The organism is Nocardia sp. NPDC102475 (assembly GCF_055584605.1).
Genome location: NZ_JBVJLS010000026.1, coordinates 15,979 through 32,770 on the forward strand (window position 1 = coordinate 15,979; position 16,792 = coordinate 32,770).

General features: G+C 65.2%; 14 protein-coding genes. 8 read left to right on the forward strand and 6 right to left on the reverse strand.

Annotated features, from left to right (window positions below; translation table 11 throughout):
- Window positions 1-153 precede the first annotated feature (153 nt).
- Both ACZ60G_RS35205 and rffA read left to right on the forward strand, forming a co-directional pair.
- Complete coding sequence (locus tag ACZ60G_RS35205) at window positions 154-1,254, forward strand: glycosyltransferase family 2 protein (protein ID WP_465815707.1); 1,101 nt, start codon at window positions 154-156, stop codon at window positions 1,252-1,254.
- A complete protein-coding gene (rffA, locus tag ACZ60G_RS35210) occupies window positions 1,244-2,383 on the forward strand; it encodes a dTDP-4-amino-4,6-dideoxygalactose transaminase (RefSeq protein WP_465815709.1) in 1,140 nt (379 codons plus the stop codon). Before ACZ60G_RS35205 ends, rffA begins: the two co-directional genes overlap by 11 nt.
- A gap of 18 nt (window positions 2,384-2,401) precedes the next feature.
- On the opposite strand, the gene ACZ60G_RS35215 is transcribed toward rffA, so the two are convergent.
- From ACZ60G_RS35215 to ACZ60G_RS35225, 3 genes are all read right to left on the reverse strand, one after another.
- Window positions 2,402-3,001: a class I SAM-dependent methyltransferase gene (locus ACZ60G_RS35215; protein WP_465815711.1), complete on the reverse strand. Its 600-nt coding sequence runs from the start codon at window positions 2,999-3,001 to the stop codon at window positions 2,402-2,404.
- Window positions 3,002-3,133: 132 nt separating this feature from the next.
- Window positions 3,134-3,427 (reverse strand): hypothetical protein, encoded by a 294-nt coding sequence (locus tag ACZ60G_RS35220; RefSeq protein ID WP_433521726.1) that lies wholly within the window; start codon window positions 3,425-3,427, stop codon window positions 3,134-3,136.
- Window positions 3,428-3,510: 83 nt separating this feature from the next.
- Window positions 3,511-6,537 (reverse strand): acyl-CoA synthetase, encoded by a 3,027-nt coding sequence (locus tag ACZ60G_RS35225; RefSeq protein ID WP_465815713.1) that lies wholly within the window; start codon window positions 6,535-6,537, stop codon window positions 3,511-3,513.
- A gap of 513 nt (window positions 6,538-7,050) precedes the next feature.
- On the opposite strand from ACZ60G_RS35225, the gene ACZ60G_RS35230 reads away from it, so the two are divergent.
- The 5 genes from ACZ60G_RS35230 (at window position 7,051) to ACZ60G_RS35250 (ending at window position 12,387) form a co-directional block, all read left to right on the forward strand.
- On the forward strand, window positions 7,051-8,457 hold the full coding sequence (locus ACZ60G_RS35230; RefSeq protein ID WP_433622302.1) for a family 2B encapsulin nanocompartment shell protein: 1,407 nt from the start codon (window positions 7,051-7,053) through the stop codon (window positions 8,455-8,457).
- A gap of 15 nt (window positions 8,458-8,472) precedes the next feature.
- Window positions 8,473-10,035 carry a family 2 encapsulin nanocompartment cargo protein terpene cyclase gene (locus ACZ60G_RS35235; protein WP_465815715.1) on the forward strand — a complete coding sequence of 521 codons (1,563 nt, stop codon included), beginning with the start codon at window positions 8,473-8,475 and terminating at the stop codon, window positions 10,033-10,035.
- Between the two features lie 51 nt (window positions 10,036-10,086).
- Window positions 10,087-10,959 carry a geranyl diphosphate 2-C-methyltransferase gene (locus ACZ60G_RS35240; RefSeq protein ID WP_465815717.1) on the forward strand — a complete coding sequence of 291 codons (873 nt, stop codon included), beginning with the start codon at window positions 10,087-10,089 and terminating at the stop codon, window positions 10,957-10,959.
- 150 nt (window positions 10,960-11,109) lie between these two features.
- On the forward strand, window positions 11,110-11,688 hold the full coding sequence (idi, locus tag ACZ60G_RS35245) for an isopentenyl-diphosphate Delta-isomerase (RefSeq protein WP_465815719.1): 579 nt from the start codon (window positions 11,110-11,112) through the stop codon (window positions 11,686-11,688).
- A 357-nt stretch (window positions 11,689-12,045) separates the two neighbouring features.
- Complete coding sequence (locus ACZ60G_RS35250) at window positions 12,046-12,387, forward strand: hypothetical protein (RefSeq protein ID WP_040689289.1); 342 nt, start codon at window positions 12,046-12,048, stop codon at window positions 12,385-12,387.
- 4 nt (window positions 12,388-12,391) lie between these two features.
- Here the strand turns inward: ACZ60G_RS35250 and ACZ60G_RS35255 are convergent, their stop codons facing one another.
- The 3 genes from ACZ60G_RS35255 to ACZ60G_RS35265 all read right to left on the reverse strand — a co-directional run bounded on the left by ACZ60G_RS35255 (window position 12,392) and on the right by ACZ60G_RS35265 (window position 15,414).
- Window positions 12,392-13,123: an aspartate/glutamate racemase family protein gene (locus tag ACZ60G_RS35255; RefSeq protein ID WP_465815721.1), complete on the reverse strand. Its 732-nt coding sequence runs from the start codon at window positions 13,121-13,123 to the stop codon at window positions 12,392-12,394.
- On the reverse strand, window positions 13,123-14,607 hold the full coding sequence (locus tag ACZ60G_RS35260) for an NCS1 family nucleobase:cation symporter-1 (RefSeq protein WP_465815723.1): 1,485 nt from the start codon (window positions 14,605-14,607) through the stop codon (window positions 13,123-13,125). Before ACZ60G_RS35260 ends, ACZ60G_RS35255 begins: the two co-directional genes overlap by 1 nt.
- Before the next feature lie 84 nt (window positions 14,608-14,691).
- Window positions 14,692-15,414 carry a GntR family transcriptional regulator gene (locus ACZ60G_RS35265; protein WP_465815725.1) on the reverse strand — a complete coding sequence of 241 codons (723 nt, stop codon included), beginning with the start codon at window positions 15,412-15,414 and terminating at the stop codon, window positions 14,692-14,694.
- A gap of 162 nt (window positions 15,415-15,576) precedes the next feature.
- On the opposite strand from ACZ60G_RS35265, the gene ACZ60G_RS35270 reads away from it, so the two are divergent.
- Complete coding sequence (locus tag ACZ60G_RS35270; RefSeq protein WP_465815726.1) at window positions 15,577-16,746, forward strand: serine hydrolase domain-containing protein; 1,170 nt, start codon at window positions 15,577-15,579, stop codon at window positions 16,744-16,746.
- Window positions 16,747-16,792: the final 46 nt, after the last annotated feature.

The following is a 16,792-nucleotide window of genomic DNA, read 5'->3' on the forward strand; positions in this document are numbered from 1 at the left end:
GAGCTTGGCATCGAAGCGCCGACACCACCATGATGGTGCGATGAGCTGCTCCGGAATGCCGTATGCGTACCGTGTTAAAGTTCACGGCGGCTCGGGCTCTGCTGTCCAGCGGAGATTACCGGCACGCACCGTCATCGAAAGTCGATCCAGCTGATGCCGATTCCCACCGCCCACCCCAACGGCTCGCCCGCGGGTGCGACCAACGGACGCCCCGCTCGGCCGGGCGCCGACCAGCCGCACGCGGTGTCGGTCGTGGTGCCGATCTATCGGGGCGAAGAAACCATCGGTGGACTTGTCGAAGAACTGCACCGGCTGACCGACCCCACCGACACACCCGGCGGCGTCGCCTTCACGGTCGGCGAAATCATCCTGGTGCACGACCACGGTCCCGACCGCTCCGATGTGGTGCTGCAGGAACTGGAGCAGACCTATCCAGAGGTCCGGATCGTCTGGCTCAGCCGCAACTTCGGGCAGGACGCCGCGACCATCGCCGGAATGTCGGCCGCCCAGGGCGACTGGATCGTCACCATGGACGAGGACGGCCAGCACGATCCCGCCTTCATCGGCGCATTCCTGGACGCGGCCCTGACCGAGCGCGCCGATCTGGTCTATTCGAAGCCGACCAACACCCGTCCGCACGGATTCCTGCGCAACATCACCTCGCGCGGTGCGAAGGTGGTGCTCGCGACGATCTTCGCCTTCCCGGACTCCACCCGATTCGAAAGCTACCGGCTCATCCGCGGCGATATCGGCCGCCAGCTCGCCGAGGTCGCCTCCAACGGCGCCTATCTCGACGTCGCGCTGACCTGGGTGGTCGGCACCGTCGCACAGGTGCCGGTGACCTTGCGCGCCGAGGGCCGCGAGGAATCCGGCTACAACTACCGCCGTCTGTTCTCGCTGTTCTGGAAGATGGTGCTGTGCAGCGGAACCCGGGGCCTGCGGCTGGTCAGCCTGCTCGGGGTCACCCTCGCGCTGGCCGGTGGCGTGATGGCCGCGTTCGTCGTATACGAGGCGCTCACCGCCGACAATTGGGCGCCCGAGGGCTGGGCCTCGATGATCGTCGTGCTGCTGCTATGTTCGGGAACGATCTTGTTCTCGCTGGGACTCATCGCCGAATACCTCGGTGTGGCTTTGCATATCCTCGTCGGCAAGCCGCTGTATCTGACCGTCGGGTCGCCGACGCCGCGCCCGGCGGATAACCGAGAAATGACCACGACCACCGCCAGCAGGGGGAGCGACCGGGTTGAGCACTGACCGCGTCATCTTCAGCCGCCCGTTCCGGGCCCGCCGCGAACTGGCCAATCTGGAGGCCGTTCTCGCCTCCGACCACAGTCACGGCGACGGGCGCTTCACCGCCTCGGCCACCGCGAAGCTGAAGACCATCACCGAGGCGCCGCATGCGCTGCTGACCACCTCGTGCACCTCCGCACTGGAGATGGCGGGTCTGCTGCTCGAGCTCGGCCCCGACGATGAGGTGATCGTGCCGAGTTTCGCGTTCACCTCGACCGCGACGGCCATGGCACTGCGCGGCGCCACCTGTGTCTTCGCCGATATCGACCCGGAAACGGGCAATTTGGATCCTGAGTCGGTCGCCGCGGTGATCACCGAGCGAACCAAGGCCGTTGTGGTTATCCACTACGGCGGGGTGGCCGCCGATATGGCCGGTCTGCTCGCACTCGCCGACGCCCACGGCATCGCCATCGTGGAGGACAATGCGCACGGCCTCGGCGGCCGGTGGCGCGATCGCCCCCTGGGCACCCTGGGCACCCTCGGCACGCTCAGCTTCCACGACACCAAGAACGTGCACTGTGGCGAGGGCGGTGCGCTGCTGCTCACCGACGAGATCCTGATGTCGCGCGCCGAGATCATCCGCGAGAAGGGCACCGACCGAGCCCGTTTCCTGCGCGGCGCGGTGGACAAGTACTCCTGGCAGGATATCGGCTCCAGCTATCTGCCCAGCGAGCTCAACGCGGCGGTGCTGGACGCGCAACTCGACGAATTCGAGACGATTCAGACCGGACGGCACCGGGTTTGGGACGCATACGCCGCCGCACTGCCGGACTGGGCCCGCCGCAATGATGTCCGGCTCATGGCGGTGCCCGAGGACCGCACACATACCGCGCATCTGTACTACCTGCGCACACCTACCGAGCGGCAGCGCGACGATCTGATCGCACATCTGGCCGCACGCGGCATCTCGGCGCCGTTCCACTATGTTCCGCTGGATTCCAGCCCGGCCGGACTCAAACTCGGCCGCACCCCGAAGGCCTGCGTGCGCAGCGCCGAATTCTCGGGAACCGTTGTGCGCCTGCCACTTTGGCCCGACCTCACCGACGATCAGATCGCCAGGGTCATCGACGCCGTCACCGCGTTCACCGTCTAGGCGAGAGCCGGGCCCGCCTCACGCGGTGAGCACGAACAGCTTCTCCCTGCCACCGGCGATCAGCGACCGCTGCATCACGCGCGGCTCGTAACCGCGGAAGAACGCGTCCAGAGTCGCCTCGCTGAAGCGTCGCGCCTGTGCGCCGTCGCCCGCATCGGTGAACCGCCGGCCGATCGCGGCGAGCACCCGATTGTGGCTGGTGGCCAGGTTGCGAATCGGCTCCGCGATGATCACCTGCTTTCCCGCCGCGGCCAGCATCCGATCGATGACCGGAGCAGGCTCGGGCAGAAAGTGATACAGGCTCGACTGCATGATGACGTAGTCGGCCTCGGGCAGCGGGGTATCGGAGCGCAAGTTCCACACCATGCCGCGTCCACCCGCCCGGGCCAGCCTGGCGATGAATCGGCCGTTGAGGTCGAGTCCGGTGTATTCGATGGCCCGGTCGCGCAGGTAGCGGGTGTACAGCGTCGCGGGTCCACAGCACAGGTCGACCACGCTGACACCATCGGGCACGAGTTCGGCGATCGCGCGATACCGAGCGGGGTAGTGCCGCCCATACAGCCCACGCATCAACAGCTCGTAGATGGTTCCGTTGCGGTAGATAAGGCTCGGTCTCACAGCACCCCTGAACAGTTGTCGACATGGCAACTACGCCACCCGGATGCGCCGGGCAGCCCGCACGAGGCACCGCCCTCTTGGTAATGAATCAACCGACTCGCCAACACGATCCGGCGCGGCAAGCGTACCCGCCTACGGCTGCCCCTGCTGACGGGCGGCCTCCTCGCGGATCTCGCGGAGTCTGGTCGCCGCATCCTTCGTGGGACGGGCCGGGAGCGCGGGTGGTGGGGTGGCGGGCAGCTGTGGCACCTCGGTCTCGGTAGCTTTGCCGCGACTGCCGACGTAGAGCCGGAACACGCCGTAACCGGCCAACAGCAGGATCGCCAGTGGCACCAGGGACAGCACCAGACTCTTCACGAACCCGATCACCATCAGCGCGCCCAACAGCGCCAATATGCCGACGCCCAGTTTGACCTTCCACGACATCTCGAAACCTCCGTTGTCGCCGCGGACCTGGCATCCACGCTACCCCGCCGTTCCGACCGAAACCGGAACGACGGGGCGCGGGCTTATTCGCCGAAGACGGTTCCGGCTTCGTCCTCGGTCCGGATTTCGTAGGCCTCGGATTCCCGGTTGTACCACCAGGTATCGGGTCCCGGCTTCGGACGACCCGCGGCCTGCACGGCCCGCGTCGACGGGCGGTAGGAGGAGCTGCGCGGAATCGCGTCGACGACATAGACGATGTCGGGCCGCTGGTCCGGATCGAGTGCGCGCACCGCCTCGGTCACATCCTTGGGTTCGAGCCGGAAGCCCTTGCGGACGCTGACCGCCGCCACCGCGAGCGCATGGTCGCCGACGGGCAGTGCGTAGGCGACCTCCATATCGACGGCGGTGATGTCGTTGAGCATGTCGACGATGGGCTGGGTGAAAACCGGGCCGCGCTCGGTGTGGATCACCGTATCCGTGCGATCGACCAGCCAGTAGTCGCCGTCGCTGTCGCGGCGGAAGAGATTTTCGGTCGGCATCCACGCATCGCCCGCCGTGAAGACCCCGCGGAGGCCGCCGTCGGAGAGGTCGATGCCCTCGGTCGCCTTGCCGATCAACAGCCCGACCTCGTTATCCGCGCAACGGCGCGCGAAGCCGGACCTGTCGGTCCGGATCTGCTCGGTGACCGGGTCATAGGCAACCAGCTCCACCTTCGCGGTGCCTGGCACGGGGCGGCCCTTGCAGCCCGCTTTCACACCGGCCACATTGGCCAGCACCACATCGCCCTCTATGGAGGCGTAGAACTCCAGCACCCGAGCCGGCGCGAACTGTTCGGTGGTGCGTCGCCACAGGCCCGCGGGCATGCCCGAGCCGATGAACAGACGGATCGGATGCCAAGCGGGGGTGGCAGTCGGCGGAGCCGACGGGGTGGGTAGATACTGTCCGGCCGGGAAGACTTCGGCATCGAGTATGTCGCGCAGCATCGTCCAGGTGTAGGTGACCACGGTTACGCCGTAGCGGTGCACCTCTTCACCGAACCGGATCGGATCCAGCGACCTGGCCAGTGCGATCCGGCTGCCGCCCGCGATCGCGCCGCCGAGGCTCACCAGCAGACCGGACGAATGATGCAGTGGCGCAAGACAGTAGACGGTGTCCTTGCGATCCAGATCGGCCGAGGTCGCGGTGCCGAAGGCGGACAGCGCCCAGCGGTGGTTGGTGATGTACTTGGTCTCCAGGCGGTCGCCGGTACCGGTGACGAGCACGAAGGCCAATTCCCGCGCCAGACCCGGATCCGGGCGGTACCAGGCGGGCAGCTCGACCTGCGTGGGATCGATCTGTTCCAGGTCGATCACGTCATCGCTCAATGGAATATCGAGAGTGCGCGTGCTACCGCCGCCGAGCACCAGGACCCGGGTGCCGGTTGCCGCCGCCGCGCGCAAATTCTCCGGATCCGAGACCAGGGCCTTGATGCCGGTGAGTTCGATGGCGCGATCCAACTCGCTACCGGGAGCGAGTAATACGGACACCGCACCGATACGGGAGAGCGCGGCGACGGTGGCCAGCGCGCTCGGCCGGGTCTCCATCACCACACCGACGCGCATGGCCGGGCGGACGCCGACGGAGACGAGCCCGCGCACGACATTATCGATGCGCGCGTTCACGGCGGCATTGGTGTGCACGCGATCGTCGAAGAGGAACAGATCGCGCAGCGGCGCGCGGCGCGCCTGCTCTGCGACCAAACGGCCCAACGAGATGCGGGTATGTGGCTGGATCATGCCGAGCCGAACCAGCCGCGGCAGTGCGCGCGCGGCCTCACCGGCGAGTTCGATCGAACCGCGCACGGTATTGCCGGCAATGTCCTCCAGCGCCTTGCCGACGCCCGCGCCCGCTTCGGCCAGGGTGGCCGCGGTGTGCACGACCCTGGTGGCCGCCGAATTCGGCCGGCTGGTCGCCACATGGTCGGTCATCGGTGCGATCTCCGGCGGCAGCGGCTGATCGCTGTCCATCCAATCGATCCACTGACGTACCAGTGGCCAGGTATGCCTGGTCGCCATGCTGCCTGCGACGAGGCCGAAATGTCCCGCCACCAAACTGGCTTCGTATACCTCGGCATTGGGTGCGGCGCGGACGATGCCGCGCACCGCGGCCGGCTGGCCGATATCGTCGACCTCGCCGACGAAGGCCAGGATCGGGCACTTCAGCTCGGCCAGCGAAACCGGCTGGTCCCGGATCACGAAGCCACCGAGCATCAATCGGTTGTGCACGACGAATTGTTTGAGCAGATCCGCCGCCGCCGGACCGGCGTAGCCGACCCAACCGTCGTTATTGAGGAACCGACGCTGACGTTCCTTGGGCAGCAATGCCTCTCGGTCGTGCAGCTGGCGCAGGAAGTCGATGCGCGATTTGGCGGTCTTCATCGGATCGAGCATCTGGAAGCCGAGCCGGACCATGGAATCGGTGATGGGCAGGCGGGTCACCACATGGTCGGCCAGGAACTCCGCGACATCGGAGACCATGCCGTAGGGCAGTCCGAACGGCATGCCCGCGACCACATCCACCGGGCTGCCGAAGGTCACGATGCTCTCCACGCCCTTGCCGAAGCGGTAGGCGGTGGTCTGATAGGCGAACATGCCGCCCTGCGAGTACCCCATCAGGTGCACATTGGCGCCGGTCGCGTCGCAGACGGTATCGATGGCGCTGTTGACCGCGAGGACGTGATCGGCCAGATCCCGTTCCCAGCCACCCTCCTCACTGGCGGGCGAACCGAAATCGACCACCCAGCAGTCGATTCCGCCACGGTGCAGAATGCCGACCGCGCCGTCGTCGGCGTTCACATCCCAGATATCGGCATTGACCATCAGCGGCGGTACCAGGACCGCGACCGGGCGACCCGGCGTCGCATCGTCGGGGAAGTAATGGCGCAGCCGATACATTCTGCGCCGTTCGACGACCTCGAACGGCGAGGACTCGACATCGTGGGTCAACCCGCCGAAGCGGATGACCTCGAGGCCGTTCTGGGCCGTTGCCATCAACCGCTGCACCGACCCGACCACACTTTCCACATTCAACTTCACGATCGCTCCTGGCCCTACCCTGCAAGTGACCCGCATCACACGCCCCGATGTGCTCAGACGAGCTTCCCACACCGTGTATCCATTATGGGTCGGCTGTGACGGGATCCATGCCAGGTCGGGCCGATGATGCGGGATGTTCGCGGCGGCGGTGCGCAAAAGATACCGACCGTACAGCCTTGCTCGGTGCGGCCGATTCGCGCCGGGCCGTTATCGGCAGTTATCCGCATCGAGGTCATGTCGTAACCATCCGAAAAACATACCAGCATTCTCGTGGCTTCATTCTCGAGATTCGTGTGCGCACAGCATCTTTCGCCGTTTAGGATCGAAGCCGTTCGGAACGCAATGTCGCGTAAGCCAATTCGCACGGGAGAGTCGGTCACCGTCTGCATGCCTCGGGTCGGCCACTTCTCTCTGCAACCATGCCGCCATACCCCAGCAGGCCTGCCGCCTGTCGAATTGTTGTGCACCACCGCCGAATTCGAAAAGCCGTCGAACCACCAGTACAGCACAATCGACCGTCTCGGTGACCATCTCAGGTGAGGACCACGCATGACCATCGAAATGCCAGTCCAAACAGAAACCAACGGGCGCAAGAGCCTCAGCACCGGCGCCGCCCACCAGCTCGCGCACACCACCAAGTCCGAGCCGCAGATGCAGGGCATCACATCGCGCTGGCTCACCCGCGCACTGCCGTGGACGCAGGTCAACGGTGGTATTTATCGTGTGAACCGACGGCTGACCCACACCGTCGGCAACGGCGAGGTCGAGTTCGTCATCGACGGCTCGCAAGCCAGAGTGATTCCGATGGAACTCACCGAACTTCCGCAATTGCGGGACTTCGATGACGAAGAGGTGCTGCGCGCGCTCGCCCAGCGTTTCGAGCAGCGCGACCTCGAACCCGGTACGGTGGTCGCCGAATTCGGCAATCCGATGAATCAGGTCATGCTGATCGTGCACGGCAAACTCAGCAAGATCGGCACCGGGGAATTCGGCGAGCAAACCAAGCTCGGCATGCTGGGCGGCGGTGATTTCTTCGGCGATGAAACCCTCATCGACGGGTCCGGTATTTGGCCGGTGACGGTCAAAACCGTCACCCCGACCACCATGCTGGTGCTGTCCCGGCAAACGCTCGAAGAAATGCTGGAGTACACCCCGGCGCTCCGCGAGCAATTGTCCCGTGTCGCCGACGCGCCGGCACGCCCGCAAAACACCAAGGGCGAGGCGAATATCGAGATCTCCTCGGGCCACTTCGGTGAGCCGTTGCTGACCGGCACCTTCGTCGACCTCGACGACGCCCCCCGCGAATACGAGCTCAGCCTGGCCCAGAGCGTGCTGCGGGTGCACACCCGCGTCGCCGACCTGTTCAACGATCCGATGAACCAGGTCGAACAGCAGCTCCGGCTCACCATCGAGGCGCTCTACGAGCGGCGCGAGAGCGATCTGGTCAACAATCCCGATTTCGGGTTGCTGCACAATTGCGACCTGAAACAGCGCATCTACAGTGAGTCCGGTGCACCGACGCCGGACGATATGGATGAGCTGTTGAGCATGCGGCGCAGCACGAAACTCTTTCTGGCACATCCGAAAGCGATCGCCGCTTTCGGTCGTGAATGTAGTAAGCGCGGCCTGTATCCGGATCCGGTCGAGGTGGACGGACACCGCGTGTTCGCCTGGCGCGGTGTCCCGATCTACCCGTGCAGCAAGATCCCGGTCAGCGATACCCAGACCACCTCGATTCTCGCCATGCGTACCGGCGAGAAGGATCAGGGCGTCATCGGCCTGCACCAGACCGGCATCCCGGACGAATACGAGCCGAGCCTGAACGTCCGTTTCAAGGGCATCGACGACCAGTCGATCATCTCCTACCTGGTCAGCTGCTACTACTCGGCGGCCGTGCTGGTGCCGGACGCACTGGGCGTGCTCGACAACGTCCTGGTCGCCCGGCAGGCGGATTGACCGGGGTGATGACCGATGTCGGTGCTCTCCCGCGCCTCGGCACCACCAGCCACCCACGAGGTGGCCGCCGCTGTCGCGGCACTGCTGTCCAACCTCGATACCACCGCTCCACCAACACTCCCGCTGGAGGTTCCGGAACCGGCAACCTCGGCTCCACCTGAAAACACCGATATACCGGAAAGTACGGAATTACCCGAATGCACAGCAATACCCGAATCATCCGAAGCCCAGGTGGTGGAAGCTGATTCGTCAGAACTGGACCGACCTACCCAACCTGAGACGATTGCCCCGCGCAGCCTGCTCGGACCCAGCGGCCTGGGTGCGGCTGCACTCCTACTTCCGACGTCCACCACCACCCAAGCGGGATTACCTACTACTGAGGTACCCGACCCCGCACGCACACCTACTATCCGGGCGGCTGGTCTCCAGCCGCCACCGGTGGCGTTCGACGCCATTTCGATCGCTGTCGGCGTGGCGCAGGGGGCCGCGCCGGCAGGATCGGGCCCAGCCGAACCGAAGACCAACCGGAGTCGAATTCCATTCGGCCCCACTGGATTAGGTACCGCGTCCGCCTACCTGCAAGGCACCGCGGCACCGATTCCACCGCTGTACTGTCCACCGCCGTTGCGTGATGACCCGGCGTTGGCCCAACTGGTCAACGACGGGCTCATCGACTGGGCGCGGGATATCGGTCTCTACGCCGGGCGCCTGGACGAACTGCGCGATGCCGACTTCGGCCGGTTGATCATGCTCGCCCATCCGGACAGCAATGATGCGGACCGGCTGCTCGCGGCCGCGAAATGCGCGGTCTCGGAATGGTCGGTCGACGATTACTACTGCGAGGAAGGAGCCGATGAGACCGCACCCGACGGCACGCCGTCCAGTGCCGAGGCCGAACTCGGCCCCCGACTCGAGCTGGCCGCCGCCGCAATGGACCCCGTCCATCTTCCGGCTCGCTACCAGCCACAGCTGGAGCGGGCGCTACAGGCCGATCCGATCCTGCGCGCGTTCCGGACGTCCTTCGAGCATATGTCCCGGTATGCGACCCCGGTACAGCTGGCTCGATTGCGTACCGAGATCGCCGGATGGTTCATCGCGCTCGGTGCGGAGGCAGGCTGGCGGTCCGCACACCGGATGCCACCGGTGTGGGAGTACCTCACCAATCGGCAGCCGCACAGTTTCCTGCCATGTATGGCGCCGATCGATGTGGTCGGCGGCTATGAGCTCCAGGCCGCCGAGTACACCGATCCGCGGGTGCGCAAGGTCGTCACCACGGCCGCACTCGCCAGTCAGATGGTGAACGATCTGTATTCGATGGCGCGCGAAGACCGTTCGGACGGTAGGGAATTCAACCTGCCGACGGTCTTGGCCGCAGAGGAGCGCTGCTCCCGGCGCGAGGCGGTGCTGCGCACCGCCGTCGTGCACGACGAACTGGTGCACCGGTTCGAACAGGAGGCCGGTCCACTGGCCGCCGCCGGATCGGCCGAACTGCGCCGGTTCCTCGGCGGACTCTGGGCGTGGATGGGCGGCAACCGCGCCTGGCACGCCACGAGCAAGCGCTACAACGAGTCGAATTAGCCAGTACCGCAACGTAATCCGTAGTACCGCAACACGAGAGGATGATCAGGCATGACCATGCTCAATCCCGACACGGGGTCCGTCCTGCGCACCAGCTACCAGAAAGCCGTTGCCGAGTACTGGAACAACAACCCGAATGACGACCGGGTCAATACCAAACTCGGCGAGGTCGACGGGCTGTTCCACCACCACTACGGCATCGGCGAACCCGATCAGGCGGCGCTGGCCGGGCCGGCGGATTCTCGCGAGGAACGGCTCGTCAAGGAACTGCACCGCCTGGAGACCGCGCAGGCGTCGCTGCTGCTGGACCACCTCGGTGATATCCGGCCCGGCGATCGGCTTATGGACGGCGGCTCCGGCCGCGGCGGTACAAGTTTCATGGCCAATCAGCGCTTCGGCTGTCAGGTCGACGGCGTCACCATTTCCGAATACCAGGTCGGCTTCGCCAACGATCAGGCCGCCCATCGCGGTGTCGCGGACAAGGTGCGCTTCCATTTCCGGAATATGCTCGATACCGGTTTCGACACCGGATCCAGGCGCGGCATCTGGACCAACGAAACCACCATGTATGTGGATCTCGGCGAGCTGTTCGAAGAGTTCGCCCGGCTGCTCGAACCCGGCGGTCGCTACGTCTGCATCACCGGCTGCTCCAATGATGTCAACGGCGGGCGTTCGGCCTCGGTCAGCTGGATCGACGCCCATTACGGCTGCATGATCCATCCGCGCAGCGAGTATTTCCGGGCCTTGGCCGACAACAATCTGGTGCCGGTCAACGTCATCGATCTGACCGCCGCGACGATCCCGTACTGGGAGCTGCGCACCGAATCCGAGCTGGCGACCGGCGTGGAGAAGCCGTTCCTGACCGCCTACAAGGAGGGCAGCTTCCAATACCTGCTGATCGCCGCCGATAAGGTGGGGCGATGAGCGAGCGGAGCGAGCCATCCATAGGCGCAGCACCATCGGTCACGGCGGAGCCGAGCGCTAGCGAGGCGCAGGCATGAGCGAGCGGAGCGAGCGAATCATGGGCGCAGCACCATCGGTCACAGCGGAGCCGAGCGCTAGCGAGGCGCAGCTGTGACCGAAACGCTGGCGAAGCCGATTACCGACCGCGAGGCCCTGCCCGTCGAGCTGGTCGACGCGGCCGGGCGCGCGGTCGGTGCGTGCCCGGTAGCGCAGGCGCATACCGCGCCCGGGCTGCTGCACCGCGCGTTCTCGGTGCTGCTGTACGACGATGCTGGTCGGGTGCTTTTGCAGCAGCGTGCCGCGGTGAAGACGCGGTTTCCGCTGCTCTGGGCCAATACGGCCTGCGGTCATCCCGCGCCGGATGAGCCGGTGGTGGCGGCCGCCGCGGTCCGGTTGGCCGAGGAGCTGGGGTTGGCCACCGCGCTGACCGAGGTCGGAATCTTCCGGTATCACGCGCAGGATTCCGCGACCGGTCGGGTGGAGCACGAATGGGATCATGTGCTCATCGGACGGCTCGATGCCGAGTTCCTGCGGACCGCGGCGCCGCGGCCGGATCCGGCGGAGGTCGCCGACTACGCGTGGATCCAACCGGAGGCGCTGCGGGATGCGATCGCCGACGATCCGGGGAGCTATACGCCGTGGTTGCTCGGTGTGCTCGATATCGCGGAAGAAGCGGTTCGGGCCATCTGAGGCTCATTGAAGGTCGTCCCGCTGACCCGGCCGTTTCAGGTACGTAGGCCGGGTCAGCCAACGATCATCTCCGGCGTCATCTCGTAATCGCCGCGATGATCGTTAGTGGCTGCCTCGGCCGAGTCCCCCTGCTCCTCGCTGCTTTTGGGTTCGACCCATGTCTGGCCGACTCAGGGGCCGCGACAACCACATGTTCTAATGCGCATATCTACGTTTCAGCAAGTATTTCGTGCGGGAATGCGGCACTTGTAACACCGGACAAAGCCTTCGAGAAATCACAGGAACGACACAGGGTGCGAACAGGAGCGAGTCGGATCCTGGATCGCGTACGAGGTCTTGAATTCAGCGAGGTGCACGATGGTCGAAGTCGAAGTCACGGACGACAAAGTGACGGTTCATGTGCTCGGCGGGCACCGACTGCTGGCCCTGCGCGAGCACGTGACCTTCGATCTGGCCGATATCAAAGAGGTGACCCCCGCCCCGGTCGATCTGCGCCCACCGTGGGTCCGCGCACCGGGCACCTTCTTTCCCGGCGTGATCGCGGCGGGCACCTACCGCGGCAAGGGACGAAAAGAGTTCTGGGACACCAGATTCGACGGTCATGCCATTCTCATCGACCTCGCAGGCCCCGGGTTCACCCGTCTCGTCGTCGATGTCGACGATCCCGATGCGGCGATGGAAGCCCTGGCCGCCGCCTGACAGCTCAGTAATTCGAGCCGAAGGAGCGCAGCAGGCCGCTGTACGGCTTCGGTGGTGGTGCGGCGAACTCTCCCCTACCTGATTTGCGCAGGCCGAGGGTGATCAGCGACTGGGCAGCGAGGGTCGCAGCGGCGACGCCATCGATCACCGGTACACCGATCTCGTCGCGAATGTGGTTGCAGAGATCGGCCATGCCCGCGCAGCCGAGGACGATCGCATCGGAGCCATCGGCGTCGACCGCGTCGCCGCATGCCGCGGTGACGATTTTGCGGGCATCCGGATCTTCCAGTGCGAGCACCGGGATTTCGCAGGCGTGGATGCCGCGGCAAAAACGTTGCATGCCATAGCGATACACCAGCTCGTCCGCACGGCCGATGGTCCGGCTGAGCGTCGTGACGATGCTGAATCCGCCGCCGAGATGACTCGCGGTATGCATTGCCGCCTCCGCGATGCCGATTACCGGGCCGCGTGCCAGTTCTCGGGCCGCATCCAGGCCCGGATCGCCGAAGCAGGCGATCACGTAGCCGTCGACAGCCTCCTGTTCGCCGCGTCGGATGGCGGCGAGAATGCCCGGGACACTGAGGGCTTCGTCGTAGTGACTCTCGATCGAGGCGGGCCCCATTTCTGCGGTGACCGCGTCGAGCAGTGTGCCCCGGCCCGCTACGGCCTGGGCACACCGCTCGATCGTGTCGGTCATCGCCCGCGTGGTGTTCGGGTTGACGACCCGGATGCGCATCAGGCGGTAACTCCCTGCACTGCCAACCGGGTTCGGGTGGCCAGCAGGTAGTAGGTGACGAAGCCGAGGCCGCAGCCGATGAACCAGCTGTACTGCGCGGCGGTGTACATGCCGGTGACATCCTTGGCGAGCACCGGGAGCACCGCGACGATCGCGCCGACGGCGGTGGCGATGATCGCCGCCGGGTTGTAACCCTTGCTGTACCAGTAGGATCCGGTCTGCGACAGGGTGAACAAGTCGTCGACGACAACCTGCTGTTTGCGCACCAGGTAGTAGTCGGCGATGAGGACACCGAACAGCGGGCCGATGAATGCGCCGAGCACCTCCAAGGTGTAGTGGATGACCTCCGGATTGTTGTAGAGGTTCCACGGCGTGATCAGCACCGAGCCGACCGCGGCGATCATGCCGCCCGCACGCCAGCTGATCCGCTGCGGGCTGACGTGCGAGAAGTCGAAGGCCGGTGAGATGAAGTTGGCGACGATATTGATGCCGATGGTGGCGATGGTGAAGGTCAACGCGCCCAGCACGATCGCGAAGGTGCTGTCGATACGTGCCACCGTCGCAACGGGGTCGGTGATCAGCTCACCGTAGACCGGAACCGTCAGCGATGCGGTTATCACGACCAGCAGCGAGAAGAGCAGGAAGTTGACCGGCAGCCCGAGCAGGTTGCCACGCCGCACCGCCGCGAAACTCTTTCCGTAGCGGGAGAAATCGCCGAAGTTCAGCATCGGACCGGAGAAGTAGGACACGACCAGCGCGATCGCGCCGAGCATGACCGGGACCGAGGCCCAGCCGGTGTACTTCACCTCGCCGAGCTTCAGGTCGATGGCACTCCAGCCCGCCTTGGCGATCAGATAGCCGCAGAGCAGGAACATCACGACATACACAGCGGGACCACAGAAGTCGATGAATTTGCGAATCGATTCCATACCGCGCCAGAACACGCAGGCTTGCACGACCCACAGCAATAGATAACTGCCCCACCCGAGCAGTGAAAGACCGAGGAATCCATAGTCGTCGACGACGGCATATGGAGCCAGGCTCGGAAACAGTTTCACCAGTACGACATCCAGTGCCGCCGAGGCGAGAAAGGTCTGAATCCCGTACCAGGCGACGGCGATCAGGCCACGGATGATGGCCGGGATATTCGCGCCGAGCACCCCGAATGCGCTGCGGCACATGACCGGATACGGCACACCGGTCACCTGACTCGGCTTGGCGACCAGATTGCAGAAGAAATAGACGATGGTGATGCCGATCAGCAGCGCCGCGAGCACCTGCCAGCTGGCGAGTCCGAGTGCGAACAAGCTGCCCGCGGTGACGTAGCCGCCGACGCTGTGCACGTCCGACATCCAGAACGCGAAGATGTTGTAGGAGCCCCAGTTCTGCTTGCGCAGCGGGGCCAGATCCGCATTCGTCAGCCGTGGGTCGTAGGCGGGCGGCGCGGGTACAGGCGGGGCCGCGGTAGTGAGTGTTTCGGTCATGGTGTTCCCATCCGAGGGTGAAACTGTGATCGAAACGACGGTAGAAACCGCGCATTGCCCAGCGATTGCGCAGTTATTGCCCGGCTATTGCGCGATCGATATATCTTCCGGCGCGAGCAGTCCGGTATCGGTGGGCAGCGTCGCGATTACCGTCTCCAACCTGCGGTGGTGCCGTTCCGCGATCAGCAGCAGGCGATCCACATCGCGGGCCATGAACGCATCGAGCATGAGCGCGTGATCAGTGTGCAGGCGCACCCGATCGCCGCGGCCGATATGCACCATGGACTGCACCGGCTCGGTGACATTCCACGCCGATTCGAGCATGTGCAGCAGCCGGAACATCCGTGACGGCTTGGTCAGCGCCACATGGAAATGGCGCGATTGGCGGTGGTACGCGACGGGGTCGTCATCTCGAATCGCCTGTTCCAGTAGCGAATTCACTTCGAGCAAGCGGGCGCGGTCGGCGTCGGTGGCATTGCGCACCGCGGCCGCCAGCGAGGCGGTTTCCAGGGTCTCCCGCGCGATATACATTTCGCGCAGCTCGTTGGAGGTCAGCTGGGCCACCGCATAACCGCCGTGCGGCTGATGGGTGACCAGTCCCTCCCCGATCAATGTCTTGAGCGCCTCTCGCACCGGGATGTGGCTGACGCCGAATAATTCGGCGACCTCCCGCAATGGGATCACCGTGCACGGCGGCACGGCACCATCCAGAATCACCCGGCGCAGTTCGCCGAGGATCACTTGCGGTCGGCCTGGTTCGTCGACAACCAACCTGGCCAGTAGCGCCGATCGTCGTCTCGGGGGCATGCGGCCACGCTATGCGAGCCGTATTGCGATCTCGGTCGCGGATGTGACGGTCAGGAAAAGTTCACCGAACCGACTGGTCTCACGGTTGGAATTTCGGCTCCGCGATGGCCGCGATCGCCGCCATGCCATGCTGTTGGTTGGTCTAACGACAGAGGAAATCCGATGACACTTACGGCAACGCAGTCGGTGGATCGTCGCTATGTGCGCCTGGTCGCCGAATTCGACAGGCTGTTCCGCAGGCCGAGCGATGGCGGCGGGGCGCTCGTGGTCTATCAGCACGGCGAACCGGTGGTGGATGTGTGGGCCGGATTCGCGCATCCCGGTGTGCCGTGGGCCGCCGATACCGTGGCCATGGCCTATTCCACCGGCAAGGGTGTGGTCTCGACGCTGGCACACCGATTGGCCGAGCGTGGACTGTTCGATTACGACGAGCCGGTCGCCAGCTACTGGCCCGAATTCGGAGCGGCGGGCAAGGAGCGCATTACGGTGCGGGAAATGCTCACGCACCGGGCTGGTCTGCATCGGTTGCGCGATCTGCTGCCCGGACCGGTAGCGCGTTTCTTGGACGATGCCGAGGTCACCGCCGCGCTCGCGGCCTGCTCCCCTGACCCGCGTCACCTGGTGACCAGCGGCTATCACGGAATCTCCTTCGGGCACTTGGTCGCCGAGCTGATCCGACGGGTCTCCGGGTCGGATTTCACCGAGCTGTTGCGCATGGAAATCGCTAAACCGCTTGCGGCGGAGGAACTCTGGTTCCGGGTGCCGGAATCCGAACGCGGCCGTATTGCCACCAACTTTCCTCGGCTCACCGTTGCGGGCATGAGCTGGGAGAACAGCGCGCGGCTCATGGGCCGGACTCGTTTCGCGGCAGCCGCCGAAACCACGCCGCGCGGATTCGCGGATATGGTTTCCGATCCGCGCCTGCACGATTCGGTGATTCCAGGCGTCAACGGTGTCTTCTCGGCGCGTGCCCTGGCGAGGATGTACAGCGCCCTCGCGACCGATGGCCGGCTCGGGGACTTCCAGTTGCTGCGTCCGGAGACTATCGAGCAGATCACCCAGCGTCAGGTCTTCACTCCCGATTACGTTCTGGCATTTCGTATTCCGTGGGCGCTGGGTTACCACGGTGTGCCGATGAAGCCGTCGAAGGCCGATCCCGTCTCCGCGTTCGGTCATTTCGGCCTCGGCGGTTCGGGGGCGTTCGCCGATCCGGCCACCGGGATGTCGCTGGCCTTCGTCACCAATCGGCTCGGTGGGAAGCTGACACCGCTCGGCGATGCTCGGCTGGCGCGGCTCGGTGCCATTGCGCACAGTCTCGCGAAGGCCGGATAGGCTCGGGAATCATCGGATGATTTCTGCCCATGTGGCAGCGCATCCG

Bases quoted from the DNA above. Each gene is read 5' to 3' on its own strand.
- ACZ60G_RS35205 (WP_465815707.1), top strand. From the start codon at position 154: ATGCCGATTCCCACCGCCCACCCCAACGGCTCGCCCGCGGGTGCGACC.
- ACZ60G_RS35220 (WP_433521726.1), bottom strand. From the start codon at position 3,427: ATGTCGTGGAAGGTCAAACTGGGCGTCGGCATATTGGCGCTGTTGGGC.
- ACZ60G_RS35225 (WP_465815713.1), bottom strand. From the start codon at position 6,537: ATGCGGGTCACTTGCAGGGTAGGGCCAGGAGCGATCGTGAAGTTGAAT.
- ACZ60G_RS35230 (WP_433622302.1), top strand. From the start codon at position 7,051: ATGACCATCGAAATGCCAGTCCAAACAGAAACCAACGGGCGCAAGAGC.
- ACZ60G_RS35235 (WP_465815715.1), top strand. From the start codon at position 8,473: ATGTCGGTGCTCTCCCGCGCCTCGGCACCACCAGCCACCCACGAGGTG.
- ACZ60G_RS35240 (WP_465815717.1), top strand. From the start codon at position 10,087: ATGACCATGCTCAATCCCGACACGGGGTCCGTCCTGCGCACCAGCTAC.
- ACZ60G_RS35250 (WP_040689289.1), top strand. From the start codon at position 12,046: ATGGTCGAAGTCGAAGTCACGGACGACAAAGTGACGGTTCATGTGCTC.
- ACZ60G_RS35255 (WP_465815721.1), bottom strand. From the start codon at position 13,123: ATGCGCATCCGGGTCGTCAACCCGAACACCACGCGGGCGATGACCGAC.
- ACZ60G_RS35260 (WP_465815723.1), bottom strand. From the start codon at position 14,607: ATGACCGAAACACTCACTACCGCGGCCCCGCCTGTACCCGCGCCGCCC.
- ACZ60G_RS35265 (WP_465815725.1), bottom strand. From the start codon at position 15,414: ATGCCCCCGAGACGACGATCGGCGCTACTGGCCAGGTTGGTTGTCGAC.
- ACZ60G_RS35270 (WP_465815726.1), top strand. From the start codon at position 15,577: ATGACACTTACGGCAACGCAGTCGGTGGATCGTCGCTATGTGCGCCTG.